Genomic DNA, 26,043 nt, shown 5'->3' with positions numbered 1-26,043 from the left:
GCCCCCTACCGGTCCGCGCCGCTCTCCCCTCGGCTCGGCTGCTTGATCGACCGCGTCACGGTGAACTTGCCGTTGTCGCCCATCACTTTGGTGGATCCGACGATACGGCGCAGGGCGCCGGCGTGACCGAGCCGGGAGTTGAACACCGTCCACAGCTCACCGCCGGGACGAAGCACCCGGGCCGCGCCCTTGAACAGCTCGATCGCGACGTCGGGCTGCACGCTGGCACCGACGTGGAAGGGCGGGTTGCACACGATGAGGTCAGTCGAAACGGGCGGCTGGCTCTCGAGTCCGTCCTCCCGCACCACCTGGACGCGTTCGCCGAGTGAGTTCGCCTCGAGCGTGGCGAGCGTGGAGCGCACGGCGGCGCTGGACGTGTCCGTCGCGACGACGTTGAGGTCCGGGCGGGCCGCGGCGAGCTGGGCAGCGAGCACCCCGGTGCCGCAGCCGAGATCGATGGCGTCGCGCGCCTGGGGGCTCATCTCCCCCAGGAACGTCAGGAGGTAGCGCGTCCCGAGGTCGAGGGACGGGCCGGCGAAGGCGGCACCGTGGGCAGCGATCCACACGCCGTGCTGCTCGTCGAAGTGCCTGCGCGGGAAGGACGGGAAGGTGCCGGGCGGCGTCGGATGCCGCGCGACGAGGCAGCGGGACTTCTGTCGCGCGAGTGACGCCGTGACGTCGGCGAAGTGCTGACCCAGGACCTCGTTCATGCTGCGCGACATGTGCTTGAGGCGGCCACCCGCCACGACGACGACGTCGGGTGTCGCGTGGGCGGCGACCAGCTCGGCAATCTCCTCGAGCGCAGCAAGCCCGCGCGGCAGCTGCAGCAGGACGACGCGCGCGCCGGTCACGAGCTCGGGCACGAGGCCCAGCGACCGGTAGGTCCCGGTGAGGCCAGTCTGCTCGGCGTTTGCCTCGAGGGCGCGCTCGTGGACGAGGGTGTCCTGGTGCACCCGCAGGTCGCGTGCCCCGTGCAGCGCGATCGCGCCGAGGGTGAGCGCGCCGTACCTGTCGCCGATGACGACGATCTCCCCCGGGCCGGCTGCGGCAAGCGCCGTCGCGGCCTCATCGAGGACAAGCCGGTCGGTCGCGTCGACGGCGACGAGGTCGGGAGCCTCCACGTCGGGATACCTACGGAGCTGGTCGAGGTCGAACGCGGGGGCACTCATCCCGCCATCATCCCAGCACGGCCCCGGGGCGTGTGCCCAGCGACGCTACTCCCCTGCCGGCGCCGGCTGGCCGTAGCGGTTCCAGCTCGACATCTCGGCCAGCGGCTTGCGGCCCGACAGCTGCGGAGTCGCCTGCGCCTGGCTCGTGTCGGTGTAGCCGAGGCCGATCGCCGACCACGGCTCGAGGTGGTGCGGGAGGCCGAGCAGCTCACGCACCCGCCCGCGTGCCTCGGCGTTGCTGAACCACGCGGTCCCACTCCCGATCCCGAGCGCGGACGCCGCGAGCATGACGCGCTCGGCCAGCCGGCCGTCGTCGTAGGCGACCGAGCGCCCCTCCCCTTCGACCGACACGACGATCGAGGCGGAGACGCCCTCGAGGAAGCCGGCGAAGGCACCGCACTGTGCCAGCTCCGCGTTGACCCCGGCGTCGGTCACGACGACGAGGTGCCAGGGCTGGGTGTTCTTCGCACTGCCGGTCCACCGCGCCACCTCGAGCAACCGCTGCAGCTCGTCCTGCCCCACGGGCGTTGGGAGGAAGCGGCGCGACTGACGCAGGCTCCGGAGCGTGGCGAGAAGGTCGGGCTCAGGTGTCGTCATCTGCCCATCATGCACCGGAGGTGATAGGCAGGAGAGACGGACCACGTCACCACAACGAGGAGGCCTCCACATGCCCCAGTACCAGTACGCTGCCGCGCCCGCCGAGCGGACCCTCGAGCTGAGGACCGCGGACGTCCCTGAGCCCGCGCGCGACGGCGTCGTCGTCGACATCACCTACTGCGGCATCTGCGCGACCGATACGCACGGCTACACCTCTGGTGGCCTGCCGCCCGCCGTCTTCGGCCACGAGTGGACCGGCACGGTCACCGCTGTGGGTGCGGGCGTCACGCACCTGTCGGTCGGCGACCGTGTGGTCGCGAGCGTCGGGCCGGCCTGCGGGGCCTGCCCGCAGTGCCGCGCCGGCCACACCGAGAATTGTGACCTCGCCTTTGCCGAGGCGAACGGGGTCACACCCGACTCCCCGGCACACGGCGGCTTCGCCCAGGCGCTCGCCCTGCCCGCGCGCCGTGTCACGCCGGTGACCGACGGGCTCACCGACGTGCAGGCCGCTCTCGTCGAGCCGACCGCGGTCACCTTCCACGCCGTCAAGCGCGTCCGGCAGCCCTTGGGGGCCTTCGTGGTCGTCCAGGGCGCCGGCCCGATCGGTCTCCTCACCGCCCAGCACGCGCGCCACGCGGGTGCCGGTCGGGTGGTCGTCGTCGAACCGAACGAGGCGCGCCGCGACGCTGCTCGCCGGCTCGGCTTCACCGAGGTCCTCGAGCCGGGCGACGTCGTCGACCACGTGAGCGGGACCAGCGAGGGACGCGGCGCCGACGTCGTCTACGAGTGCACCGGCGTGGCCGCGCTCCTCCAGCCCACCGCCGAGCTCGTCCGCCGAGGCGGCACCCTGGCCCTGCTCGGCTTCCCGATGTCGACCTCGGAGGTCAGCTATCCCGACTGGCAGCAGCGCGAGCTGACGGTCATCGGTTCCCTCGCCTACAACCACGAGGACTTCGTGGGGGCCATGCAGGCCATCGCCAGCGGGGCCGTGGACGTCGACGTCCTCCACACCGGCACCGTGGGCCTCGGCGACCTCGAGGCGCTCTTCGAGGAGCTCGACAGCGGCGCGAGCACCCACGCCAAGGTTCTCGTCGACCCCCGGCGCTGACCGGCCGCGCAGCACGACGCCCCCGGGAGCACGTGCTCCCGGGGGCGTCGCCGTGTCAGGGTCGGAGGACTACTCGACGGTGATCGACAGCTCCGCGGTGAGCGGCGCGCCGGCGTACCCGCCGTAGCTGATGATGTGCACACCGGCGGGCAGCTCGAGCTCCACGTACGGGTCGAGGCTGCCGCCGGCGCCCTCGGCGCTGTCGTCCGCGCCTTCGACCTCGCCGGTGGACGTGAACACGCCGATCTGGGCGTCACCCTCGGAGGACACCGAGTCCATGACGACGGTGCCGCGCTCGGTCAGCTCGAGGGCGGCGACCCACACCTCGCCCTGGCCGAGATCCACGGCGACGGGCTCACCGGGGGTGGCCGTCTCCGGGACGGCGGCGGCGTTCACGGTGAAGTCGGTCTCGACGGTGTCGAGGTACGCGGAGACCGCCACCTCGTACTCCCCCGGCTCCAGGTAGGCACCGACGGCAGGGTCGAGCGAGCTCGCGTCGGGGTTCACCCGGAAACGGCTGCGGTCGTCGTTCGCGAGGTCGATCGCGCCGCCGGTCAGCGTCATGGTGAGGTCACCGCTCGCGGAGACGACGTCGATGACGAGGGGGGTGGCCTCCTCGACGATGATCGTCCCCGTCCAGGTCTCCCCTGCCGCGATCGAGCCCGTGACGGGCTCGCCGATCGCGATCTCGCCTCCGCTGACGGTGCCACCAGTGGGGGCGTCGTCAGTGGGGTCCTCGGTGGCGTCGTCGGTGGTGGGATCCTCGGTGGCGCCGTCGTCGGTGGCCGTGCTGGCCGGCGTGGGACGAGGCGTGGGCTCCGGGTCGTCGTTGCCCCCGAGAAGGAGGACGACGGCGGTCACCGCCACGCCGATGAGGACGACCGCGGCGACGATGATGCCGATGACCAGGCCCTTGCCCGAGCCGCCCTCGTCGGCGCCCGGCTGCTGGCCGTAGGCGTCCTGCCCGCTCGCGTAGGGCGACTGGCCGTAGGGCTGCTGGCCTGCGGGGTACTGCCCGTAGGGCTGCTGCTGGCCGTAGTCCGGCTGGCCGTAGCCCGCCGGCGGCTGCTGCTGGCCGTACGGCTGCTGGCCGTACGCCTGCTGGCCCTGCTGCTGACCGTACGCCTGCTGCTCCGGCTGCTGCCCGAAGGGCTGCTGCTGGCCGTACTGACCGGCCGGGTAGACGGCGGTGTGCTGGGCGCCCGGCTGCTCACCGGTCTGAGCGGGGAACTGCTCGGTGGGCTGAGCTGTCGGCTGCTCGGCTCCCTGAGCGGGGAACTGCTCGGTGGGCTGGGCGGCCGGCTGCTCGGCTCCTTGAGCGGGAAGCTGCTCCGTGGGCTGCGCGCCGTACGGCTCCGCCGCCGTCTGCTGCCCCGTCGGCTGACCGCCACTGCTCGTGCCGGCCTCCCCCGCCTGCTGCGCGGCGCCCTGCGCGGGCGCGAAGTGCTCGGTCCAGGACGTGCCGTCCCAGTAACGAAGCTTGCTCTGGTCACCTGAGGGGTCCGGGTACCAACCGGCGATGGGGTTGCTCATGGTCCGATAGTAGGAGAGAGCGACCCCCTCCCCCGACCGCCGATCACACTGCGGCATGGGGACTTCTCCCCCGGCCCCAGCCGACCGGGAGCACGACGAGGGGCCCGGGTCGCCCCGGGCCCCTCGTCGTCAGCTCGTGTCAGCCGGCGTCGCGTGCGCGTCGGCGCTGGGACAGCTCGTCATCGACCTGGGCGCCGGCGCGCTCGGCACGCTCGGTCGGGAGCTCGGCGAGCGAGCCCTCGACCTCACGCCACACGCGGCCGACGGCGATGCCGAAGACGCCCTGACCGCCCTGGACGAGGTCGATGACCTCGTCGGCGCTCGTGCACTCGTAGACGCTCGCGCCGTCGCTCATCAGCGTGATGCCGGCGAGGTCGTCCACGCCGCGCTCGTGCAGGTGGTGCACCGCGGAGCGGATCTGCTGGAGCGAGACGCCGGTGTCGAGCAGCCGCTTGACGACCTTGAGGACGAGGATGTCGCGGAAGCTGTAGAGGCGCTGGGACCCGGAGCCGCTGGCGTTGCGGATGGTCGGCTCGACGAGACCCGTCCGTGCCCAGTAGTCGAGCTGACGGTAGGTGATCCCTGCCGCCCGGCAGGCCGTGGGCCCGCGGTAACCGGTCTCGGTGTCGAGGTCGGGAAGGGAGTCCCCGAAGAGCATCCCCTGCGCCCGCTGGGGCACCCCGCTCGCTGCGCCGGCCGTCGCGTCGCTGCCGCTCACGTGCACTCCCGTTCGTCCACGCCGCGCACGAGGTGTGCTCCGGCCCTGATGACCCCCACGCTATGACCCGGGGGGACCCCAGTCAACGACATGCGCGGCGAGCCGCGATCGGCGTGTCGAACCAGCGTGTCTCAGTCTCAAGTGAAGGTTGAGGTGCACCTCACGGTGCGCCCTCTCACGGCTCGAAGTCCTCCGGTTCGACGTTCTCGAGGAACGCCTGGAAGTCGGCCACGACCTCGGCCTCGTCCTCCGCGTCCATGACGACGCCGGCCGCTGTGAGCACCCCCTCGTCGCACAGCACCGGGCACCGGGCACGCAGCGCGAGGGCGATGGCGTCGGAGGGGCGGGAGTCGACGTGCTGCCCCGAGGACAGGACGAGCTCGGCGTGGAAGGTGCCCTCCTCGAGGCTGGTGACGCGCACCTGCTCCAGCCGCACGCCCGTGGCGTCGAGGAGGGAGATGAACAGGTCGTGGGTCTGGGGGCGCTCGGGCACGATGCCCGCCTGCGCCGTGGCGATGGACGCGCCCTCGCGCGGCCCGATGACGATGGGCAGCACCACGCGCCCCTCGTCGCGGACGGCCAGGACGACGACGACCTCGTTCTCCGGGATGCTCACCCGGACGCCGAGCACGTCCATCTCTCGCATGTCAGCAACGGTACGGCCATCACGACGGCGGTGCGCGCGAAATGCGCGGGTTGCGCGGCTCAGCCGAGGTCGTCGACGGCGGCACGGAGCAGCTCCGCGTGCAGCCGCCCGTACAGCTCGGCGAGCTCCTGCGCGCGCGCCGCGGCACGCTCGCGCCCGGCACCCGAGCGCTGGGCGCGCACCGGGGCCACGACCTGCTCGATCGTGTCGGCCTGCCGCTCGGCGGCCGTGCGCACCGTGCGCAGGTGGCGCGGGCTGATCCCCTGGCGCGCGAGCGCGGCGGCGTGCTGGACGACGTCGACGGCGCGGCCCGGGTAGCGTCCGCGCGCGTCGGGGACGATGAGGCCGGCGTCGGCGATCTCGTCGATCTCGGCGAGGCTCACCCCGGTGAGGTCGGCGATCTCCTGGGCCCGCACCCGTGCCGAGGGGCGCGGGCGGACGAGCTCGCCGTCGCGGGCGACGACGCGAGTGCCGGGCACCGACTCGACGGGGCGTCCGGCGTCGAGGTCCTCGAGCTGGTCGCGGATGACGCGCAGCGGCAGGAAGGAGTCACGCTGCGCGGTGAGCGCGAAGCGCAGACGCTCGACGTCGGCCTGGCTGTACATGCGGTAGCCGGAGCCGCTGCGGCTCGGGCTCACCAGGCCCTGCTCCTCGAGGAAGCGGAGCTTGGAGATCCGCACGGCGGGGAACTCCGGCTGCAGGGCCGCGAGCACGGCGCCGATGCTCATCGTGGGGTCGGTGGAGGCGCCCGGGGGCCATGGCCGCGGCTGCTCCTGCGGCTCCTCGGGGTGGGACTCGGTGGCGCGGCGGGCGGTCGAGCTCACGAGGCCGGCGCGTCCCCGCGGTGCGGGCTGGGGTGGTAGGTGAGCCGGTACTTACCGATCTGCACCTCGTCACCGGCGTTGAGCACGGCGGAGTCGATGCGCTCCCGGTTGACGTAGGTGCCGTTGAGCGAGCCGACGTCACGCACGACGTAGCCGCCCTCGTGGGCGAGGAACTCCGCGTGCCGGCGCGAGACCGTGACGTCGTCGAGGAAGATGTCGGCGGTGGGGTGACGGCCCGCGAGGGTGCGGTCGGTGTCGAGGAGGAAGCGCGCACCCGCCGTCGGCCCGCGCTGGACGATGAGCAGCGCGTGCCCCGGGGGCAGCCCGTCGATCGCGGCGCGGTCGGGCGGGGGGACGTCGGAGCGCTCCGCGGCCTCGTCACTCGCACCGATCGCCCCGAAGCGGGCGGTCGTGCTCGACAAGTCCTGCGGCTCGGGCTCGATTCCCATGGCGTGTACTCCCCTCGGCGGCACCACCGGGCTCGTCACCCGGCGCTGGACACCACCATAGTTCCCCATGGGGCTCCTGTGACAGGCACCGCGTCCCGGGTGGGCCGCTCAGCGGTCCTCGACGGGCGCGGGGGTGGCCCACTCGGGCTCCGACAGGGAGCGCACGGAGGTGATCGACAGCTCGTCGTGCTGGGTCACCTCGGCGGCCGCGCCGGCGCCCCGGATCGAGGAGAGCGCGCCACCGGGGATGTCGAGGGCGACGGCGAGGGTCTGGGGATCACCGATGGCGCGCCACACGTAGGGGGCGCTGATCTCGGTACCGCTCACGACCAGTCCCCCGGGTCGTGTGCCGAGCCAGCTCGAGGCGGTGATCCGCTGGTCGTTGAGCTCGATGGCCTCGGCGCCGGCGTTGCGCAGCTCCTCGAGCACGGTGACGAACACGGGCGCGCTGACGGCACCGGAGGGGTCGTGGACCGCGAGCTCCACGCCCGGTCCGGTCACGGGCAGCGCCCCGGCGAGGATGCCCTGGACCCGCGCCTGCTGGGCGGCCGCCTCCTGGGCTGCCGCGCGCGAGCTGGAGCCGGACTCGAGCTCCCCGAGCTCCCGGCGCAGCTCCATGCCCTCCTCGGTGAGCTCGCGGTTGCGCACGCTGAGCTCGTCCAGGAGCCGGACGATGTCGTCCTGGCGCATGGTCGCGTAGGTGTCCTCCTGGGTCTGGCGGACCTGGACGGCGAGCGCGAAGCCGACGGCCGCGCAGAGCACCACGATGAGGACGTGGACCCACGTGGGGTGGCGGCCCAGGAGCAGGTGCCGCAGCCGCCCCGCTCCCCCGCCGGCCGCCGTCCTTCCCGCGTCGCGTGTCATGCCTTGAAGATGTGCCGGCGGATCGAGGCCGCGTTGGAGAAGATGCGGATCCCGAGGACGACGACGACCGCCGTCGTCATCTGGGCGCCCACCCCGAGCTGGTCACCGAGGAAGACGAGCAGCGCCGCGATGAGGACGTTGAAGAGGAAGGACACGACGAAGACGCGGTCGTCGAAGACGCCGTCCAGGTAGGCGCGCAGGCCCCCGAAGAGGGCGTCGAGGGCGGCGACGACGGCGATCGGCAGGTAGGGCTGCAGCACCGCCGGCACGGTCGGCTCGACGACGATCCCGACGACGACGCCGATGACGAGCCCGATGACAGCGAACACTCAGCGATCCTCCCTCGACACGCGCACGTGGCACGGCCTCTCGTGACGCCCCATCATCCGTCCTCCCGGCCCGTCTGCGCCTCGAGCGGCTCGGCGTGGCGCAGCGTGCGCGCCGTCGTGCCGGGCAGGACGAGCTCGTCGGCCTCCTCGATGCTCACCGAGATGCCGAACGAGTCGCGCAGCGTCCCCAGGTGCGTGCCCCCGGTGCTCCGCGTGAGGCGGGCACTCATGTCCCCCGGGTTGCCCACGGCCTCGACGACGTAGGGCCGGGCGAGCGGGGCGAGGTCGACGAGGATCGCCGGGCCGGCTGAGCGGATCGCGCTGAGCCCGGAGAGCCGGTGCCCGTTGATCGCCACCGCCTCGGCGCCCGCCGACCACAGGGCGTTCGCGAGCACCTGGAGGTCGAGGTCCTGGACGCGTCCCAGGTCCGCGCCCGGCTCACCGGCCTGGGCGTCACGGGAGTCGTCGAGGGTGATCCGCAGACCCGGGCCGCGGACGCGGGCGCTGCCGGCGTTGAGGGTGAGCAGCTGGACCCGCTCGAGGAACTCGGGGTCGCTCCCCCGGAGCGACTCCTCCTGCAGGCGCTCGATGTCCTCGACGAGGGCGGCGTTGTCGGCGCGCAGCTGCTCCCCGCGTGTGGCGCCGTCCTCCACCTGGGCCAGGAGCAGCGCGCGTGCGTCGCCCGCGCCGTCGGCGGGTGCGCGCAGCTCGCGGGCCGCCCACACCGCTCCGAGCCCCAGGGCCGCGGCCACGACGAGGACGACGCCCTTGCGCCACCAGGGCAGCTGGGGCGCCGTGCCGTCCGCGCGCCGCTGGGCAGCAGCGGCGTAGCCCGGGTCGAGCGGCCGCTCGACGACCTCCCGCAGGAGGGTCATCGACTGGTCGGGGCGACCGGGCTGCTGCCTCACGCCGGGCTCGCCGCCCGGCGGTCACGGCGGACGATCCACGCCACCTGCTCGAGGTAGAGCAGGCAGGCGAACCAGTACAGGCCCACCCCCCACAGCGCGATCGCCCAGCCGGCCGTCGAGGCGGCGGTGCCGAGGGCGCCGGGCGCGGAGGCGAGGAGGAGCAGCGGGAAGGCGTACATGAGGCAGAAGGTGCCCGCCTTGCCGGCCATGTGGACCGGCAGCGTGCCGTACCCGTGCCGCAGGAGCACCGGGATCGTCCCGGCGAGGACGAGCTCGCGGGCGACGATGACGGCGACCAGCCACCACGGGATGATGTCGCGGTAGGCCAGCCCGAGGAGGGTGACGAGGATGTAGAGGCGGTCGGCGGCAGGGTCGAGCATCTGCCCGAGGCGGCTGGCCTGGTTGAAGCGCCGGGCGATGTAGCCGTCGGCCCAGTCGGTGAAGCCGGCGACGGCGACGACGATGACCGCCGCGGCGTCGTGCTCGGCGACGATGAGCCACGCGAACACGGGGATGAGCGCGAGCCTGAGGAAGCTGATGGCGTTGGGGATGGTCCACACGCGCTCCTCGGCGACGCGCGCCGCCTTCTCCCTGGTGCTCACGGGGTCCAGGGTACGCACGAGGTCCGACAGGGCGGGTGGAGCGCGCCCGGCGTGACCACGCTGTGACCTGGCCGTACTCTTCTCGACCATGCGACTCGGAATGTTCCTTCCCCAGGGCTGGCGATTCGACCTCGTCGGCATCGATGACGCCCAGCAGTGGCCCCTCATGCGTGACCTCGCCCGCCGTGCCGACGCCGGCCCGTGGGAGTCGGTGTGGGTCTACGACCACTTCCACACCACCCCGGTGCCGAGCGAGGAGGCCACCCACGAGGCGTGGTCCCTCATGGCGGCCCTCGCCGCCAGCACCGAGCGGGTCCGCCTCGGCCAGATGTGCACGTGCATGGCCTACCGCCCGCCCATGTACCTCGCCAAGGTCGCCGCGACGGTCGACCACGTCAGCGGCGGACGCCTGGAGATGGGCATCGGCGCCGGCTGGTACGAGCACGAGTGGCGCGCCTACGGCTACGGCTTCCCGCGGGCCGGGGAGCGCCTGGCCATGCTCGACGAGGGCGTGCAGATCATGCGCCAGGCCTGGCGCGAGGGCCGGGCCACCTTCTCGGGCAAGCACTACGAGGTCGACGGCGCGATCTGCCGTCCCCTCCCCCTCCAGGAGGGCGGCGTCCCGCTGTGGATCGCCGGGGGTGGCGAGAAGGTGACCCTGAAGATCGCCGCCCGCTACGCCGACTACACGAACTTCGACGGCACGCCCGAGGGTTTCGCGCGCAAGTCCGAGATCCTTGCCGAGCACTGCCGCGAGGTTGGCACCGACTTCGGGCGCATCACCCGCTCGGCCAACTACAACGTCGCGATCGGCCGTGACGAGGCCGAGGTCCGTGACCGCGTCGAGCAGCTCGCCGACCGGCTCCGCAGGGCCGGCGTGGACGAGGAGCGCGTCCAGCGCGAGCTCGGGTCGGTGCGCGACCTGCCGGCGTACGGGACGCCCGAGCAGATCGTCGAGAAGCTCCGTGCGCTGGAGGAGCAGGGCATGTCCTACGGGATCTTCTACTTCCCCGAGGCGGCCTACGACACGAGCGGTATCGAGCTCTTCGAGCGCGAGGTGGCCCCCGCACTTCGGTAACCAATGCGCAACGTTTAGGACTGGCGCAGGTCATCACTTAGCCAAGAACATCACGTTGCGATAACGATCGAGACGCGTCCCTTCGGCGCGTCCCGGTCCCGCGCAGGCCCTCCGCAAAGGGCGGTCGCGGCGCACCACCGCGCGGATTGTGCGGTGGTGCGCCCGGGCGGAAACTGGCCATGAACAGCGCAGTTCGGGTCCTTGAGGTCCGCTCCGCGCTTCCCTAGCGTGGCCGAGCACCATGACCACTCGGGGCGACTGGCCGTCTCCGTGCGCTGCTCCCTGCGGCCCGGAGGGGGTTGTCAAGACCACAGCCTCGTGCAAACCGAAGGGACCATGATGACCACGACTTCTACCCGACGACGGGTGGCGATCCCGGCGGCCGCAGCAGCACTCGCGCTCGGACTCGCAGCGTGCGGCGGTGACGGCGACGGCGAGGACGGCGCGGTCGAGCCGAGCGAGGGCCAGAGCAAGCTCGAGGCCCTCCAGGAGGCCGGCACCATCACCGTCGGCTTTGCCGGCGAGGCGCCCTACAGCTTCCAGGACGAGAGCGGCGAGCTCGTCGGCGCCTCCGTGGCGCTGCAGGAGCGCATCTGGGGCGAGCTCGGCATCGACACCGTCGACGGCGTCCAGGCCGAGTTCGGCCAGCTCATCCAGGGCCTCAACGCCGGCCACTTCGACGTCGTCGCGGCCGGCATGTCGATCCTGCCCGAGCGCTGCGAGCAGGCGATCTTCTCCGAGCCGGAGTTCCAGTACACGACGGCGCTCATGGTCGAGGAGGGCAACCCCTTCGACGTCCACGACATGCAGGACATCGTCGAGGCGCAGGACGACGGCCTGCGGATGGCGGCCATGACCGGCGCGATCGAGGCCACCTACGCCTCCGACCTCGGGATCGAGGCCACCGAGGTCGGCAACCCGCAGGACGGGATGGACCTCATCACCGGCGGCCGCGCCGACGTCTTCGCCCTCACCGGCATCTCCCTCAACTGGATGGTCGACAACGCCGCCAACGACCCGGGCGTCGAGGTCACCGACACCTTCATCGCCGTCATCGACGGCGTCGAGCAGGTCGGCGCCGGCGGCACCGTCTTCCGCCCCGAGGACACCGAGCTGCGGGACGCCTACAACGAGAAGCTGGCCGAGATCGTCGGCAGCGAGGACGAGTACCTCTCCGTCGTCGGCGACTGGGGCTTCACGGAGGGTGAGCGCCCGACCGGGGACTTCACCACCGAGGACCTCTGCGCCGGCAACATCGGCTGACTCGCCTCGTGAGTGAGAACCTCGATGCCCTCGCGACGCTGTGGCCGCAGTTCGTCGACGGCATCATCGTCACCCTCCAGCTGACGATCGGCGGCTCGGCGCTCGCGCTCGTGCTCGCTGTCGTGCTCGGCCTCGCCGCGCGCCACCAGAACATGGTGGTGCGCGGCGCGGCGCGGGTCGTCATCGAGTTCTTCCGCGGCACCTCACTGCTCGTCCAGCTCTTCTTCCTCTTCTACGTCGTGCCGCTCGCGTTCCCGGACCTGTTCGCCAACCGTGAGGTGGCCGGCCTCGTCTCCGGCATCGTCGGGCTCGGCCTCAACTACGGCGCGTACGGCGCAGAGGTCGTGCGCGGTGCCATCAACGCCGTCCCGAAGGGGCAGTGGGAGGCGAGCGTCGCGCTCAGCCTGCCCCCGGGCCGGCGCCTCGTCCGGGTGGTCTGGCCCCAGGCCTGGGCGATCATGATCCCCTCCCTGAGCAACCTCGGGATCATGCTCCTCAAGGGCACGGCGGTCGCCTACCTCCTGTTCATGCACGACATCACCTTCGTCAGTGGCGTCCTGCGCCAGCGGACCGGCGACACGTTCTTCTCCTACGGCACGGCCATGGTCATGTACTTCCTCATCGCCTACGTCCTCGTGCTCATCGCCAACTGGGGTGAGGCGCGTGCGAAGCGCCGGCTGGGTGTCGAGCAGCCGGCGAAGAGCCTGCTCCGGCCCCGGGCCGCCAAGTCGGGGGCGGTGAGCTCATGAACGACTTCTGGAGCTGGGAGCGCGCCGCCGAGGTCCTCCCCCAGCTGCTCTCGGCCTTCTTCGAGGTCACCCTGCTCGCCACGGTGCTCGGCTCGGTCATCGCCGCCGCCCTGGGGCTCGTCATCGCCTTCGTCCGCCGCTCCGCGCCCGCCGTCATCGCCAAGCCGGTGCACTGGGTCATGGAGTTCATCCGGATGACGCCCCTCGTCGTCCAGCTGCTGTTCGTCTACTACACCTTCACCTCGTGGGACCCGCTGTGGATCGGCATCGGCGTCCTCGGGATCCACTACGCCACGTACATGGCCGAGGTCTACCGCTCCGGGATCGACAACGTCCCCGCGGGCCAGTGGGAGGCGGCCACCGCGCTGTCCCTGCCGCGGAGCCGGACCTGGACCCGGATCGTCGTGCCTCAGGCCCTGCGCACCACCGTGCCGGCTCTGGGCACCTGGGTGATCTCGATGTTCAAGGACACCCCGTTCCTCTTCGTCATCACCGTGCCGGAGATGATCTCCGCAGCCGAGAACTACGGCTCCCGGACGTTCACCTACACCGAGGCGATCACCCTCGCCGGGCTGATCTTCCTCGCGGCGAGCTACCCCACCTCGATCCTCGTCCGGAAACTGGAGAACCGCCTTGCCCGCTACTGACACCACCCCGGTCATCCGCTTCGAGAACGTCGTCAAGCGCTTCGGTGACAACACCGTCCTGGACGGCCTCAACTTCGAGGTCGCCAAGGGCGAGCGCGTCACGCTCATCGGCCCCAGCGGCTCGGGCAAGACGACGATCCTGCGCCTCGTCATGACGCTCGAGGAGCTCACCGACGGCTTCATCTACATCGACGGCGAGCCCTTCGTCTACGAGATGCGCGGCGGCAGGCGCGTGCGGCAGAAGCAGAAGGACATCAACAAGGTCTCGACGAAGATCGGGATGGTCTTCCAGCAGTTCAACCTGTTCCCGAACATGACGGTCGTCGAGAACATCGTCGAGGCCCCGATCCACGTGCTGGGCCGGGGCAAGGAGGAGGCGCACACCCGGGCGCGCGAGCTCCTCGAGCTCGTGGGCCTGTCGGACAAGGTGGACCAGCACCCCACCCGCCTGTCCGGCGGTCAGCAGCAGCGCGTGGCCATCGCGCGCGCGCTGGCGATGGACCCGGAGATCCTCCTCCTCGACGAGGTGACCTCGGCGCTGGACCCCGAGCTCGTCGGGGAGGTGCTCGGCGTGCTGCGGGACATCGCGAGCTCCACCGACATCACCATGCTCATCGTCACGCACGAGATGCAGTTCGCCCAGGAGGTCTCCGACCGGGTGATGATGTTCGACCACGGTCGGATCATCGAGGACGGCGTGCCCCGCGAGATCTTCTCCGCCCCCCGCGAGCAGCGCACCAAGGACTTCCTCCAGGCCGTGCTCTGAGCCGCGGCGGGGTCCCGACGGGACCCCGCCGTCGCCTCACCCCTCCCGCCCTCTCCTGATCACCTGTCGATCACCCGTCGTCGGCCCGTTCCCGGCGCGCGGGAGCGGGCAGCATCCGGAGACTGCCGGGCGGATGAGGGGACGACGCGGACATGGGCCGGACGACTCGGGTGGCGGCGGCCACCGCGGGAGCTGCACTCGTGCTCGGGGGGATCACGACGGCGGGACCCGCCGCCGCCGACGTCTCCGGCTTCACCCTCAACGGCTACAGCTTCGGGCCGAACGCGACCGTCATGGTCGACGTCGGCACCCTCACCCGTGACTGCGACACCTTCTGGACGGCGTCGGACATCTACGTCGTCCCGAGCGGCTCCGTGGGTCCGGGCGCCACGCTGAGCGACGTCTCCGGGTCGCCCAACACCCTCCAGGGCACCGGGCTGGGCAGCGGCGTCTTCGGGGAGATCCTCGCGATCACCGCCCCGAGCGGGAGCGTCGGCGCCGGCACCTACGACCTCGTCGAGGACACCTGCCAGAACGGCGTCTTCGACGGGAGCGACTCGATCCTCTCCCCCGCCTTCGAGGTCGTCCTGCCCACCGGTGTCCCCCTCCTGCCGGACCCCGCGATCCAGGCGATGAAGGGTGCCGCCGACGAGCAGGCCGAGCACTGGGTGGAGGCGGCACAGGCCTACACGGCCTTCTTCGCCGCGACGACGGCGTACTCGCTCATCAGCGACGCGCGCAGCCTCACCGGCTTCTACCTCACCTACATCTGCCTCCTCATGCCGACGATCGAGGGCAGCCCGGTCACGCCCTGGTGCCCGACCGTCAGCGTCACCGACGTCATCGCGCTCCAGCTCGCCGTCGTCAAGACCATCGTCGACCGCGCCTCCTACTACCGGGGCATCGCCGCCGACCCGCCCGACCCCGACTTCGCCGAGCCCGCCGTCCCCGCGCCGGTCACCGACTTCGCCGCCCCGCTCGGCCACCCGGGCTGGACCGCCTTCGCCACGTGGGCCGACCACCTCAGCCAGACGACCGAGCTGTCGGCCGCCTTCCTGGGCGCGCTCGAGAAGTACCAGGGCGCGGCCCTCGCCGACGACGCCCCCGCCGCGCTCCTGCACGCCCGCGGTATCCGCGACTACGCGGCTCGGCTCAACACCGCGCTGGCCAACGAGTCCAGTGCCCTGCACGCGCAGACCAACGCCTTCGCCAGCGCCGGGAGCCACCCGAGCACCGCCCTGGACCGCCTGCGCGCGGGGACCGACCGGCTCGCGGCCGAGGGGCTCACCCCCGTCGAGGAGCGCGAGCTGCGCAACCTCGGCGCCACCGACGAGGACCTCGAGCGGCTCGTCGACGTCGTCCTCGACGAGGTCGGCGGTGCCCCGTCGTGGACGACCTTCCAGAACGCCGAGGTCAGCGTCAACAACGGGATGTCGGGCGCCTACACCCAGCTCGCCAACGCGATGAACCCGATCATCTCCGAGCTCGAGGCGCTCGTCGCCACCCGCGGCGAGACGCCCTACCCCACGGTCACCGCACCGGGAGCGACCTCCGTACCCGTCGGCACCGCGCGCGCCCTCACCGCCCGCTGCACCGGCTGCGAGACGATCGAGTGGGACCTCGACGGCGACGGTGCCTTCGACGACGCGACCGGCGCCACCGTCACCCACACCTTCCCGGCCAGCGGCCAGGTGCTCTCCGGGCAGCCGGGCCGCGTCCTCGTCGGCGTGCGGGCGACCGCGGCGGACGGACGTACCGCCGCCGACGTCGTCCAGCTCCAGCTCACCTCGTCCAACCGGCCACCCGCGCACACGAGCCCGCTGCCCGCCCCGGGCGTGGTCGAGGTGCCGCTGGACGGGAGCCAGGAGCTCGCCGTCACCGTCGCCGACCCGGACGGCGACGAGGTGGTCACCGAGTGGACCGTCGGTGAGGACACCGTCGCCACCGGAACGAGCCACACCTTCTCCCCCGGCGCGGACGAGACGCCGCAGCGCGTCGCCGCGCACAGCACCGACCCCTCCGGCGCGGCCCGCACGACCCAGTGGACCCTCGTGCCCGTCCACCCGGACGCCGACGCGGACGGCTGGCACGCCAACGTCGACTGCGACGACGAGAACCCCGCGGTCCACCCCGGCGCCGCCGAGGTCCCGGGCAACGGCGTCGACGACGACTGCGACCCCGCCACCGAGGACACCGGCCCGCCCACCGCCGCCTTCGAGCACGCCCCGGTGCCCGCCGTCGTCGGCGAGCCGGTCACCTTCACCGACCGCTCCACCGACCCCGACGGCCCGCTCTCCGCGTGGGCGTGGGACCTCGACGGCGACGGCGTCACCGACTCGACCGAGCGCCACCCCAGCCACACCTACACCGCCGCCGGCCGCTACGACGTCACCCTCACGGTGACGGACGGCGACGGGGAGAGCGACGAGGCGAGCGGCGTCGTCGTCGTCACCGACCGGCCGGTCGCCTCCTTCACCTGGGAGCCGGAGGTGCCCCTCGTGGGGAACCCGGTCCGGCTCACCGACACCTCGACCGACGCCGACGGCATCGCCGCCTGGGAGTGGGACCTCGACCACGACGGCGCCACCTTCACCGTCGACTCCACCGAGCAGCACCCCGTGCACGTCATGGACGCCTCGGGCACGGTCGCGCTGCGGGCCACCGACTCCCTCGGGGTGGTCTCGGAGGTCGCGAGCGCCGAGATCCTTCTCTCCGGGCCGCCCCGCGCCGCGTTCAGCCCGCTGCCGGGCACGGGCCTCGCGGACGTCGCGCTCGTCGACCACGGCGGCAGCGTCCTCGCCTTCTCCAGCGCCGCGGCGCAGAGCACCACGCCCGTGGAGATGATCGACGTCGACTACCCGGCCGCGCCCACCGGCTGGCGCACCGCCTCCGCCCTCACGACCAACCAGTGGGCGGTCCTCGACCTCGGCCGCAGCTGGCAGATCGAGGCCCTCGCCCTGCGCCCCGGCACCGGCCAGAGCACCCGCCCGCAGGACGTGCGGCTCGCACTCGGCGAGGTGCGCGGCACCTCCGCGGACCTCTTCACCACGGCGGTGGACACCCAGCTCGCCAACACCGCGGACCTCCAGCGCCTGGAGCTCGACACCCCGCGCACCGGCCGGTACCTGCGCTACGACGCGCTCACCAACCGCGGCTCCACCGCGTACACCGACACCCTCGAGCTCAAGGCGCTCACCGGTCAGGTCGGCAGCGCGCGGGTCGCGTTCACCGACCGCTCCGCCGACGCGGACGGCGACATCGTCGCCTGGGCGTGGACCTTCGGTGACGGCGCCACCTCCTCCGAGCAGCACCCCGTCCACACGTACGCGGCCCCGGGCGACTACACGGTGACGCTCACCGTCACCGACGCCGAGGGCCACACCTCGCGCACCGAGCTCCTCCAGCGCGTCGTCGCACCCCTGCCCGACACGGAGGTGGCCGTGCCCACCCCCGCGCTCGAGGGCCGCAACGAGCGCTTCACCGACACGACCCCCGTTCCGGTCGGCCGCGCCGTCGTCGAGCGCACCTGGACCTGGGGCGACGGCAGCCGGACGGACGGCACCCTCGCCCCCACCCACGCCTACGCCGACGACGGCGAGTACGAGGTCACCCTCACCGTCACCGACTCCTACGGGCAGCAGGCGACGTCGACGCGCACCGTCACCGTCGAGAACGTCGCCCCGACCGTCTACGCCGGCCGCGACCACACGGTGCCCGTGGCGACCGTCGCGGGCCGGGCGGTGTCGACGTGGACGCCGGACGCGACCGTCAACGACGTCGCCGCCGACCGCGCGGAGCTGCGGTGCACGTGGGACTTCGGGGACGGCAGCGACACGGTCGTCGTCGAGGGCTGCACGAGCACGACGGCGCGGGTGCCCCACCGCTACGGCGTCGGCACCCACACCGCCACGCTCACCGTGACCGACGCGGACGGCGGCTCGTCCACCGACACCGCGACCGTCACCGTCCAGCCCTCCGCCACCTACCTCAGCGTCTACCCGGTGCCCGGCTCCCTCACCTCCACCGGCGAGCTCAGCGTCCGCGCCACCCTGTGGAACCGGACCGGGTTCGCGCCCGTCCCGGGCGCCGAGCTCGCCGTCACCCTCGGCGACGAGACCCGCACCGTGACGACCGACGCCGCGGGCGCCGTCCAGCTCCAGCTGCCGCTCGGCGCCGAGCGCGAGCTCCGCGCGGAGTTCGCCGGCACCGGGGACTACCTCACCTCCGCGGACGTGGACACCGTGCCGGACACCCAGCGCCCGCCCGGCGACGTCGTCTTCACGATCGACGAGTCCGGCAGCATGGGCGGGGTCCAGCGGCAGGTCCAGGCGAACGTCGTCCACATCGCCGAGCAGCTCGCCCAGCAGATCGACTACCAGATCGGCGTCATGGGCTTCGGCGGCGGCTTCCTCGCCCACGAGGGACGGGCCGGGCACCTGCCCCGCGTCGTCGTCCCCGCCACCGACAACCTCGACGACGTCGCCGCCGCCACCGCGGCCCTCACGACGGGCGGCGGGGACGAGCCCGGCATCGACGCGATCGTCGACGCGCTGGGCGAGAACGTCGGCCTGCGGCCCGGCGCCGGACGCTGCGTCGTGCTCGTCGGTGACGAGCCCACCCAGCGCTCGCAGTACACGGTCGAGGAGGCGCGCGCCGCACTCGCCGAGCACGAGGCCGTCCTCTTCTCGATCGTCACCCCGAACAGCTCGACGCAGGACTACCAGGACCTCGCCACGGGCAGCGGCGGCGCCGTCTTCGACATCGCCGCGTTCGCCACGGACCCCCAGCCCGTCCTCGACGCGCTCCTCGGGTCCTGCGCGACCGCGCTCGTCGAGCGGCCGGACCTCACCGTCGCGGTCGACGACGGCCGCACCGCCGTGAGCGGCGGCGAGGAGCTCACCTACGCCGTCGACGTCGCCAACGTCGGGCAGGTCGGGGCCACCGGCGTCGCGCTCACCGTCGAGCTGCCCGAGGGCCTCACGCTCGTCTCCGCCGGCGACGGCGGCACCGCCGACGGCGCCACGGTCACCTGGCCGGCCTTCGACGCCGACGCCGGCGCGACCGTCCCGCGCAGCCTCACCGTGCGCGTGGCCGAGGACGTCGCCGCCGGTGGCACGCTCGCCGTCACCGCGCGGGCCTTCGACGACGGCACCCACGGCAGCGACCTCACCCCGGCGAACAACGTCGCGACCGACGTCGACGACATCCTCGAGCGGCCCACGCTCACCGTGGTCACCGCGGTCGTCAACGACGACGGCGGCAGTGCGGCGCCCGGCGACTTCACCGTCACCCTGGGCGACGGCCCGAGCGCCCCGGTCTCCGCGCCGGGCTCGGCGGACGGCACGGTGCACGTGCTGACGGCCGGGACCTACGCCGTCGACGGCGGGTCGCTGCCCGGCTACACGACCACCCTCAGCGGGGACTGCGCCGACGGCATTGTCACCCTCGCCGCCGGGGGCAGCGGCGCGTGCACGGTGACGCACGACGACGTCCCGCCGGAGCTCGCGACGCTCACCGTGACGACGCAGGTGGTCAACGACGACGGCGGCACCGCAGCCGCCGGCGCCTTCACCGTCTCGATCCGCCGCGACGGCGCCCTCGTCTCGAGCACCCCGGGCGACCCGGCCGGGACGGTCCACACCCTGCCGGCCGGGGCCTACGCCGTCGACGGCGGCTCGCTGCCCGGCTACTCGACCACGGTCACCGGGGACTGCTCCGCCGACGGCACCGTCACCCTGACGGCGGGCGGGACCGGCGTCTGCACGATCGTCCACGACGACGTCCCGCCGGAGCCCGCCACGCTCACCGTCACCACCGAGGTGGTCAACGACGACGGCGGCACGGCGACGGCCGCCGACTTCACGGTGACGCTGCACCGCGGGACCGAGGTCGTCGCGACCGGACCGGGTGACGCCGCCGGGACGGTCCACACCCTCGGCGCCGGCGCCTACGTCGTCGACGGCGGGGCCCTGGCCCGGTACACGACGACGATCACCGGTGACTGCGCCGCCGACGGCACGATCAGCCTCGCCGCCGGCGGGACCGGTGCCTGCACGATCGTCCACGACGACGTGCCGCCCGAGCTCGCCACGCTCACCGTCGTCACCGAGGCCGTCACCGACCACGGGGGCACCGCGGACGCCGCGGACTTCGTCGTCGCCGTCGCCGGGGTCGGCAGCGCCCCGGGCTCGACGAGCGGCACGGTCTACTCCCTCGACGCCGGCGGCTACGCCCTCGCCCTCGACGAGGGGCCCGCCGGGTACACGACGACCTTCGGTGGCGCGTGCGCGGCCGACGGCAGCGTGACCGTGGCCGCCGGCGACGACGCCACGTGCACCGTCACCCACGACGACATCGCCGCCCAGGTCACCGTGGGCCTCCAGGTGGTGAGCGCGGCGCAGCTCGCGGCCGTCGCCGCGGTGGCGGTGCCGGAGGGCTTCAGCCTCACCGTGGGCGGCGAGCCCGCGGAGTTCGGCGAGCCCGTGGAGCTCTCTGCCGGCACCCACGCGGTGGTCGTCGATGCTCCCGAGGGTTACACGGTGGCCTACACCGGCGCCTGCGAGGAGGACGGCACGCTGGCGGTCGGGCTCGCCGACGCCGTGGAGTGCACGGCCGTCGCCACCGCTCAGGAGGAGCCGACGGAGGAGCCCACGGAGGAGCCGACCGAGGAGCCCACCGAGGAGCCGACCGAGGAACCGACGGAGCAGCCCACCGAGGAGCCCACCGGGGCACCCACGGAGCAGCCGACGGACGACCCGACCACCCCCGCTCCGACACGCACCCCGGGGCCGGGTCCGACGGCACCCCGGCACCCGGGAAGGACAACCCCCGCATGCCGACGACGGGTGCGGGTGGCGCGTGGGCGCTCGTCGCCGCGGCCTGCGCGGTGACCGCGCTCGGCGCACTCCTCGTCCGCCGTCGCCGCTCCTCCTGACCCTCGCCCCGCCCCCTCGACGCTCACCACCAGCCCCACCCCTCCGCGCCGAGAGCTGGATCCCGCCCGCCCCGGTCGCCGACGGGGCGGCATCCGGCTGTCGGCGGAGGTGCGGGGCCTAGGGTGGGTGCCCATGGCCACCGTCATCCTCGTCAGGCACGCCCGGAGCACCGCGAACACCGCCGGCGTGCTGGCCGGGCGCACCCCGGGCGTCGAGCTCGACGAGACCGGACGTGAGCAGGCGGCCCGGACCGGCGCCCGCCTCGGCGCGGTCCCGCTCGTCGCGGTCGTCTCCAGCCCCCTCGAGCGGTGCCGACAGACAGCCCAGGCCGTCCTCGACCACCAGGGCACCGGCCTCACCGCCCGCCTGGAGGAGGACCTCACCGAGTGCGACTACGGCGCGTGGCAGGGCGGCACGCTCGCCGAGCTCGGCAAGGAGGAGCTGTGGTCGGTGGTCCAGCGGCAGCCCTCGGCCGCGGTCTTCCCGGGCGGGGAGTCGCTCGTCGCGATGCACGCCCGCGCGGTGAGCGCGGTCCGGCGGATCGACGCGGCGGTCGAGGCGGAGCACGGCCCCGCCGCGGTGTGGGCGGCCGTCACCCACGGTGACCTCGTCAAGGCGATCCTCGCGGACGCCCTCGGGATGCACCTCGACCTGTTCCAGCGGCTCCACGCGGACCCCGCCTCGGTCTCGGTCGTCCGCTACACCGCGGCCCAGCCGCACGTCCTCGCGGTCAACACCCACGCCGGGGAGCTCTCGTGGCTCCGGGCCCAGCCCGACGCGCCGCAGGTCGGTGGCGGCGCCGGACCGGCGGTCCCGGCGGCTGCCTCGTAGCATGGGGCCCGTGCCCCAGACCGCCCACACCTTCGACTGGCCCGACCGACTCGTGATCGGCACGGTGGGGCGCCCCGGCGCGCGCACCTTCTACCTGCAGGCCCGCGCCGGCACGCGGCTGCTCAGCGTCGCCCTCGAGAAGGAGCAGTCCGCCGCCCTCGCCGAGAAGATCGACGAGCTCCTCGACGAGCTCATGGCCACCGACGGCAACCGCTTCAGCGTCCCCGACCAGGCCCCGGTGGAGCTCGTCGACGACGACGCCCTCGACCAGCCGGTCGAGGAGCAGTTCCGCGTCGGCATCATGGGTCTGGGCTGGGACCCGTCGACGGCCCAGCTCGTCATCGAGGCCGTCCCCGCCCAGCCGGTCGACCCGCAGACCCTCGAGCCGGTCGGCCCGGAGCCGGAGGAGGTCCTCGTCGTGCGGATCCCGGTGGGCGCCGCCCGGGCCTTCGCTCAGCGCACGCGCGGGATCGTCGAGGCGGGCCGGCCGCTGTGCCCGCGGTGCGGCGAGCCGATGGACCCGGAGGGCCACGTCTGCGGGCTTCCCGACGGCCTGCAGTGACACCCGAGCTCGCCGACGGGGACATCGTCCTGGACGGGCGGATCACGACGGCGTCCAACGCCACCTTCCTCGGCCACATCGGGGAGCTGAGCGTCGTCTACAAGCCGGTCGCCGGTGAGCGGCCCCTGTGGGACTTCCCCGACGGCACGCTGGCGCAGCGTGAGCTCGCCTCCTACCTGCTCTCCGAGGCGCTCGGGTGGGACGTCGTGCCCCGGACCTGGCTGCACGAGGGACCGCTCGGCCCCGGGATGGCCCAGCTGTGGTGCGAGCCGGACCCCGCGCAGGGCGCCGTCACCCTCGTCCCCGCCGACGAGGTGCCCGGCGAACGCTGGTGCCACGTGCTGAGCGGCGTCGACGAGGAGGACCGCGAGGTCGCCCTCCTCCACGAGGACTCCCCCGCGCTGCGGCGGATGGCGGTCTTCGACGTCCTTGCCAACAACGCCGACCGCAAGGCCGGGCACGTGCTCCCCATGGCCGGAGGCCACCGGTACGGCGTGGACCACGGCCTCACCTTCCACGCGGAGCACAAGCTCCGCACCGTGCTGTGGGGCTGGGCCGGGAGCGAGCTCGAGGCCGAGGAGGCCGACGGCGTCGCCCGGGTGCGCGTGGCCCTGGACGGGGACCTCGGTGACGCGCTCGCCGGGCTGCTCACCGGCGAAGAGGTGGACGCGCTCGCCGCACGCTGCGAGCGGCTCCTCGCCACGGGCCGGCTGCCCGCCCCGCGCGAGGGGTACCCGCCGATTCCCTGGCCGCCCTTCTAGACGTGCCCGCCCTGGGCGCCGGCCGGTCGGGTGGCGGCACTCCGGGCCCGCAGCATGCGCTCGAGGTCGTCGAGCTGCTCGAGGAGGCAGCGGCGCAGCCCGGCGGGCGCGTCCTCGTGCTCGGCCAGCCACCGACGGGTGCGCGTGACCACCGGGTGGTCCTCGACCGGCTCGTCCTGCCCGTCCACCCAGGCGGGGTAGAGACCCTCGACCAGGCGCTCGGCGATCTCGATCGAGCGCCCTGCCCACAGCTGGGGCAGCAGCGCGAAGTAGGGCTCGACGTAGTCCTCGAGCAGCTCCGCGTGCAGCGGCTGGGTCAGACCGGCGAGGACGGCGTCGACCTCGTCGTTGGACAGCGTGCTCTCCCCCAGCACGGCGTCCTGCCCAGGTGCGGGCAGCCCGAGCGAGGCCCAGGCCTCCGCCTTGACGGTGGCGTCCGGCCGACCGACCAGCGCCGCGCGGTGGTCCAGCCGTGTCGTGGCGGTGTCCTCGCGGGCGAGCTCGCCGTCGAGCTGGTCCGGGCCGGCCATGCCGACGGCGGTGAGCGCCTGCCACAGAGACCACCGCAGCTCCGGGTCCAGCTGCAGCCCGGGCACGTCACCGGCGAGCACCGTGCGCACCCGGCCGGCGGCCTCCGGTGAGCGTGCCGCGGCGTCGGCGAAGGCGCGCGCCCACACCAGCTGCAGCCCGGAGCCGGCCTCGTGCCGCCCGAGCTGGGCGTACGCCTCCTCCGCGAGCAGCGCCCGGGCCCCGTCGCGCTGCGAGACGGGCAGGTAGCGCTCGACGGCGCTCGCCGCGTGGGCGAGCAGGTCGCGGGCGATGCCGACCTCCCGCTCCGCCGGCAGCTGGGACACGACGGCGTCGAGGAAGGCCGCGGCCGGCAGCAGGCCGTCACGGGTCGCGTTCCACAGCGCCGACCACAGCACCGCCCGGGACAGCGACTCCCCGATCGTGCCGGCGGCCCGCAGCGCGGTGGCGGTGCTCCGCTCGTCGAGGCGGACCTTGGCGTAGGTGAGGTCGTCGTCGTTGACGAGGACGAGCTCGGGCACCGGGATGCCGGCCGCCTCGGGCAGCTCCGTGACGGGACCGGACACGTCGATGACGAACCGGTGCGTGCGGACAAGGCCGCCGTCGTCGTCGCTCGAGTAGCACCCGACGACGAGCCGGTGGTCGCGCAGCACGCCGCCGTCGTCGTCCTGGCGCACGCGCAACGCCGCTACGGTGCCATCGGCCGTCTCGAGCTCGGCGGTGAGCGTGGACGGGCCGGTCGTCTCGAGCCACTGCCCGCTCCACGCGGACAGGTCCCGCCCGGACGCCTCCTCCAGCGCCGCGAGGAGGTCCGGCAGCGTCGTGCTGCCGTAGGCGTGCCGGCTGAAGTAGGTCCGCGCCCCGGCGAGGAAGGCCTCGGGACCGACGAAGGCGACGAGCTGCTTGAGCACCGAGGCGCCCTTGGCGTAGGTGATGCCGTCGAAGTTCTGCTTGGCGGCCTCGAGGTCGGGGATGTCGGCGACGACGGGGTGCGTCGTGGGCAGCTGGTCCTGCCGGTAGGCCCAGGCCTTGCGGCGCAGCGCGAAGCTCGTCCACGCGCCGGTGAAGCGGGTGGCGGTGGCCGTGGCGTAGGTGCCCATGTAGTCGGCGAAGGACTCCTTGAGCCACAGGTCGTCCCACCAGCGCATGGTCGCGAGGTCCCCGAACCACATGTGCGCCATCTCGTGGAGGATCGTCGTCGCGCGGCCCTCGCGCTGGGCCTCGGTGGCCTGGGAGCGGAAGAGGTACTTCTCGGTGAAGGTCACCAGGCCGGGGTTCTCCATCGCGCCGAGGTTGTACTCGGGCACGAGGACCTGGTCGTACTTGCCCCACGGGTAGGGGTAGTCGAAGGCGTCGTGGAAGAGGTCCAGGCCCTGGCGGGTGACCTCGAGGAACTCGTCGGCGTCGAGGTAGGGCGCCAGCGACGCGCGGCACCACAGGCCGAGCGGGACCTCGAGGGTGCTCCCGTCGGCCAGCTCACGCGACCAGTGCCCCTCGGCGCGGTGGTAGGGCCCGGCGACGACGGCCGTGATGTACGTCGACAGCGGCGGGGTAGGGGCGAAGGTCCACGTCCGCGAGCCGTCCTCGCCGTCGACGACGGACTCGGCCACCGAGTTCGACAGCACCTGCCACTCGGCCGGCGCCGTGACGACGAAGGTGGACGGCGCCTTGAGGTCGGGCTGCTCGGTGCAGGTGAAGACCCGGCGCGCGTCGGCCGGCTCGTACTGCGTGTAGAGGTAGGTCTCGCCGTCGACGGGGTCGACGAAGCGGTGCATCCCCTCCCCCGTGCGCGAGTACGCGGCCTCCCCGCGCACGACGACGGTCGACTCCCCGTCCGTCCGCAGCCCGTCGACGGCGACGCGCCCGTCGGCCACCCGCACCACCTGCTCCTGCCCGTCGACGACGACGGCGTGCACGCGCGGGCCCAGGAAGTCCAGCCACGTCGTGGTCGAGGTGCTCGACAGCCGCAGGGTCGTCGTCGTCGGGAAGGTCGCGACGTCCCGGTCGCGGGCGGCACGCAGGTCCAGCTCGACGGTGAGGGCGTGGAGGGTCAGCTGCTCGGCGCGCCGACGGGTCTCGGTCCGGGTCAGGTTGCTCACGGGGAGGAGCAAAGCACGTCACGGCGGGCCGAGGCCACGCGACGACCTCCCTCCCGCGCTCCCCTTGCGCCGAGCGC

General features: G+C 73.3%; 22 protein-coding genes. 10 read left to right on the top strand and 12 right to left on the bottom strand.

The window, feature by feature from the left end; genetic code table 11:
• Positions 1-5: 5 nt before the first annotated feature.
• Both ACWPXV_RS13610 and ACWPXV_RS13605 read right to left on the bottom strand, forming a co-directional pair.
• Positions 6-1,169: a class I SAM-dependent methyltransferase gene (locus tag ACWPXV_RS13610; protein WP_454085714.1), complete on the bottom strand. Its 1,164-nt coding sequence runs from the start codon at positions 1,167-1,169 to the stop codon at positions 6-8.
• 45 nt (positions 1,170-1,214) lie between these two features.
• Complete coding sequence (locus ACWPXV_RS13605) at positions 1,215-1,766, bottom strand: nitroreductase family protein (RefSeq protein ID WP_454085713.1); 552 nt, start codon at positions 1,764-1,766, stop codon at positions 1,215-1,217.
• Between the two features lie 70 nt (positions 1,767-1,836).
• Between ACWPXV_RS13605 and ACWPXV_RS13600 the strand changes: the two genes are divergently transcribed.
• Positions 1,837-2,874: a zinc-dependent alcohol dehydrogenase gene (locus tag ACWPXV_RS13600; RefSeq protein WP_454085712.1), complete on the top strand. Its 1,038-nt coding sequence runs from the start codon at positions 1,837-1,839 to the stop codon at positions 2,872-2,874.
• 69 nt (positions 2,875-2,943) lie between these two features.
• Here ACWPXV_RS13600 and ACWPXV_RS13595 read toward each other — a convergent pair whose 3' ends face one another.
• The 9 genes from ACWPXV_RS13595 to ACWPXV_RS13555 all read right to left on the bottom strand — a co-directional run bounded on the left by ACWPXV_RS13595 (position 2,944) and on the right by ACWPXV_RS13555 (position 9,747).
• Entirely contained in the window at positions 2,944-4,407 is a 1,464-nt protein-coding gene (locus ACWPXV_RS13595) for a DUF2510 domain-containing protein (protein WP_454085711.1), read from the bottom strand.
• A 139-nt stretch (positions 4,408-4,546) separates the two neighbouring features.
• Entirely contained in the window at positions 4,547-5,065 is a 519-nt protein-coding gene (locus ACWPXV_RS13590; protein ID WP_454085747.1) for a MerR family transcriptional regulator, read from the bottom strand.
• Between the two features lie 235 nt (positions 5,066-5,300).
• On the bottom strand, positions 5,301-5,771 hold the full coding sequence (locus ACWPXV_RS13585) for a bifunctional nuclease family protein (RefSeq protein WP_251839530.1): 471 nt from the start codon (positions 5,769-5,771) through the stop codon (positions 5,301-5,303).
• 59 nt (positions 5,772-5,830) lie between these two features.
• Positions 5,831-6,595: a transcriptional regulator FtsR gene (gene ftsR / locus ACWPXV_RS13580; RefSeq protein ID WP_251839531.1), complete on the bottom strand. Its 765-nt coding sequence runs from the start codon at positions 6,593-6,595 to the stop codon at positions 5,831-5,833.
• A complete protein-coding gene (locus tag ACWPXV_RS13575) occupies positions 6,592-7,044 on the bottom strand; it encodes an FHA domain-containing protein (protein WP_454085710.1) in 453 nt (150 codons plus the stop codon). The genes ftsR and ACWPXV_RS13575 overlap by 4 nt, the downstream gene beginning before the upstream one ends.
• Positions 7,045-7,152: 108 nt before the next feature.
• Positions 7,153-7,908: a DUF881 domain-containing protein gene (locus ACWPXV_RS13570; RefSeq protein WP_454085709.1), complete on the bottom strand. Its 756-nt coding sequence runs from the start codon at positions 7,906-7,908 to the stop codon at positions 7,153-7,155.
• Positions 7,905-8,237, bottom strand: a complete 333-nt coding sequence (locus ACWPXV_RS13565; protein ID WP_454085708.1) for a small basic family protein — start codon at positions 8,235-8,237, stop codon at positions 7,905-7,907. Before ACWPXV_RS13565 ends, ACWPXV_RS13570 begins: the two co-directional genes overlap by 4 nt.
• Before the next feature lie 53 nt (positions 8,238-8,290).
• On the bottom strand, positions 8,291-9,145 hold the full coding sequence (locus ACWPXV_RS13560) for a DUF881 domain-containing protein (RefSeq protein ID WP_454085707.1): 855 nt from the start codon (positions 9,143-9,145) through the stop codon (positions 8,291-8,293).
• Positions 9,142-9,747 carry a CDP-alcohol phosphatidyltransferase family protein gene (locus tag ACWPXV_RS13555; RefSeq protein WP_454085706.1) on the bottom strand — a complete coding sequence of 202 codons (606 nt, stop codon included), beginning with the start codon at positions 9,745-9,747 and terminating at the stop codon, positions 9,142-9,144. The genes ACWPXV_RS13560 and ACWPXV_RS13555 overlap by 4 nt, the downstream gene beginning before the upstream one ends.
• An 88-nt stretch (positions 9,748-9,835) precedes the next feature.
• Between ACWPXV_RS13555 and ACWPXV_RS13550 the strand changes: the two genes are divergently transcribed.
• The 9 genes from ACWPXV_RS13550 to ACWPXV_RS13510 all read left to right on the top strand — a co-directional run bounded on the left by ACWPXV_RS13550 (position 9,836) and on the right by ACWPXV_RS13510 (position 23,339).
• Positions 9,836-10,825, top strand: a complete 990-nt coding sequence (locus ACWPXV_RS13550) for an LLM class F420-dependent oxidoreductase (protein ID WP_454085705.1) — start codon at positions 9,836-9,838, stop codon at positions 10,823-10,825.
• A gap of 336 nt (positions 10,826-11,161) precedes the next feature.
• The gene (locus ACWPXV_RS13545) at positions 11,162-12,088 is read left to right on the top strand and encodes a transporter substrate-binding domain-containing protein (RefSeq protein WP_454085704.1); all 927 of its coding nucleotides are present in this window, start codon (positions 11,162-11,164) and stop codon (positions 12,086-12,088) included.
• Positions 12,089-12,096: 8 nt separating this feature from the next.
• Positions 12,097-12,837 (top strand): amino acid ABC transporter permease, encoded by a 741-nt coding sequence (locus ACWPXV_RS13540; protein WP_454085703.1) that lies wholly within the window; start codon positions 12,097-12,099, stop codon positions 12,835-12,837.
• A complete protein-coding gene (ehuD, locus tag ACWPXV_RS13535; RefSeq protein ID WP_454085702.1) occupies positions 12,834-13,484 on the top strand; it encodes an ectoine/hydroxyectoine ABC transporter permease subunit EhuD in 651 nt (216 codons plus the stop codon). The genes ACWPXV_RS13540 and ehuD overlap by 4 nt, the downstream gene beginning before the upstream one ends.
• Positions 13,471-14,250, top strand: coding sequence for an ectoine/hydroxyectoine ABC transporter ATP-binding protein EhuA (gene ehuA, locus ACWPXV_RS13530; protein WP_454085701.1), 780 nt, complete (start codon positions 13,471-13,473; stop codon positions 14,248-14,250). The genes ehuD and ehuA overlap by 14 nt, the downstream gene beginning before the upstream one ends.
• 152 nt (positions 14,251-14,402) lie before the next feature.
• Positions 14,403-21,140 (top strand): PKD domain-containing protein, encoded by a 6,738-nt coding sequence (locus ACWPXV_RS13525; RefSeq protein WP_454085700.1) that lies wholly within the window; start codon positions 14,403-14,405, stop codon positions 21,138-21,140.
• Positions 21,141-21,317: 177 nt separating this feature from the next.
• Entirely contained in the window at positions 21,318-22,016 is a 699-nt protein-coding gene (locus tag ACWPXV_RS13520) for a histidine phosphatase family protein (protein WP_454085699.1), read from the top strand.
• 10 nt (positions 22,017-22,026) lie between these two features.
• Positions 22,027-22,578, top strand: a complete 552-nt coding sequence (locus ACWPXV_RS13515) for a DUF3090 domain-containing protein (RefSeq protein ID WP_454085698.1) — start codon at positions 22,027-22,029, stop codon at positions 22,576-22,578.
• The gene (locus tag ACWPXV_RS13510) at positions 22,575-23,339 is read left to right on the top strand and encodes an SCO1664 family protein (protein WP_454085697.1); all 765 of its coding nucleotides are present in this window, start codon (positions 22,575-22,577) and stop codon (positions 23,337-23,339) included. The genes ACWPXV_RS13515 and ACWPXV_RS13510 overlap by 4 nt, the downstream gene beginning before the upstream one ends.
• Here the strand turns inward: ACWPXV_RS13510 and pepN are convergent.
• The gene (pepN, locus tag ACWPXV_RS13505) at positions 23,336-25,966 is read right to left on the bottom strand and encodes an aminopeptidase N (RefSeq protein ID WP_454085696.1); all 2,631 of its coding nucleotides are present in this window, start codon (positions 25,964-25,966) and stop codon (positions 23,336-23,338) included. The genes ACWPXV_RS13510 and pepN overlap by 4 nt on opposite strands.
• Positions 25,967-26,043: the final 77 nt, after the last annotated feature.

The sequence above is a fragment of the Georgenia sp. Marseille-Q6866 genome (assembly GCF_965111665.1).
The sequence above is the reverse complement of the archived record's forward strand: the minus strand, read 5'-3'. Positions and strand labels throughout refer to the sequence as shown.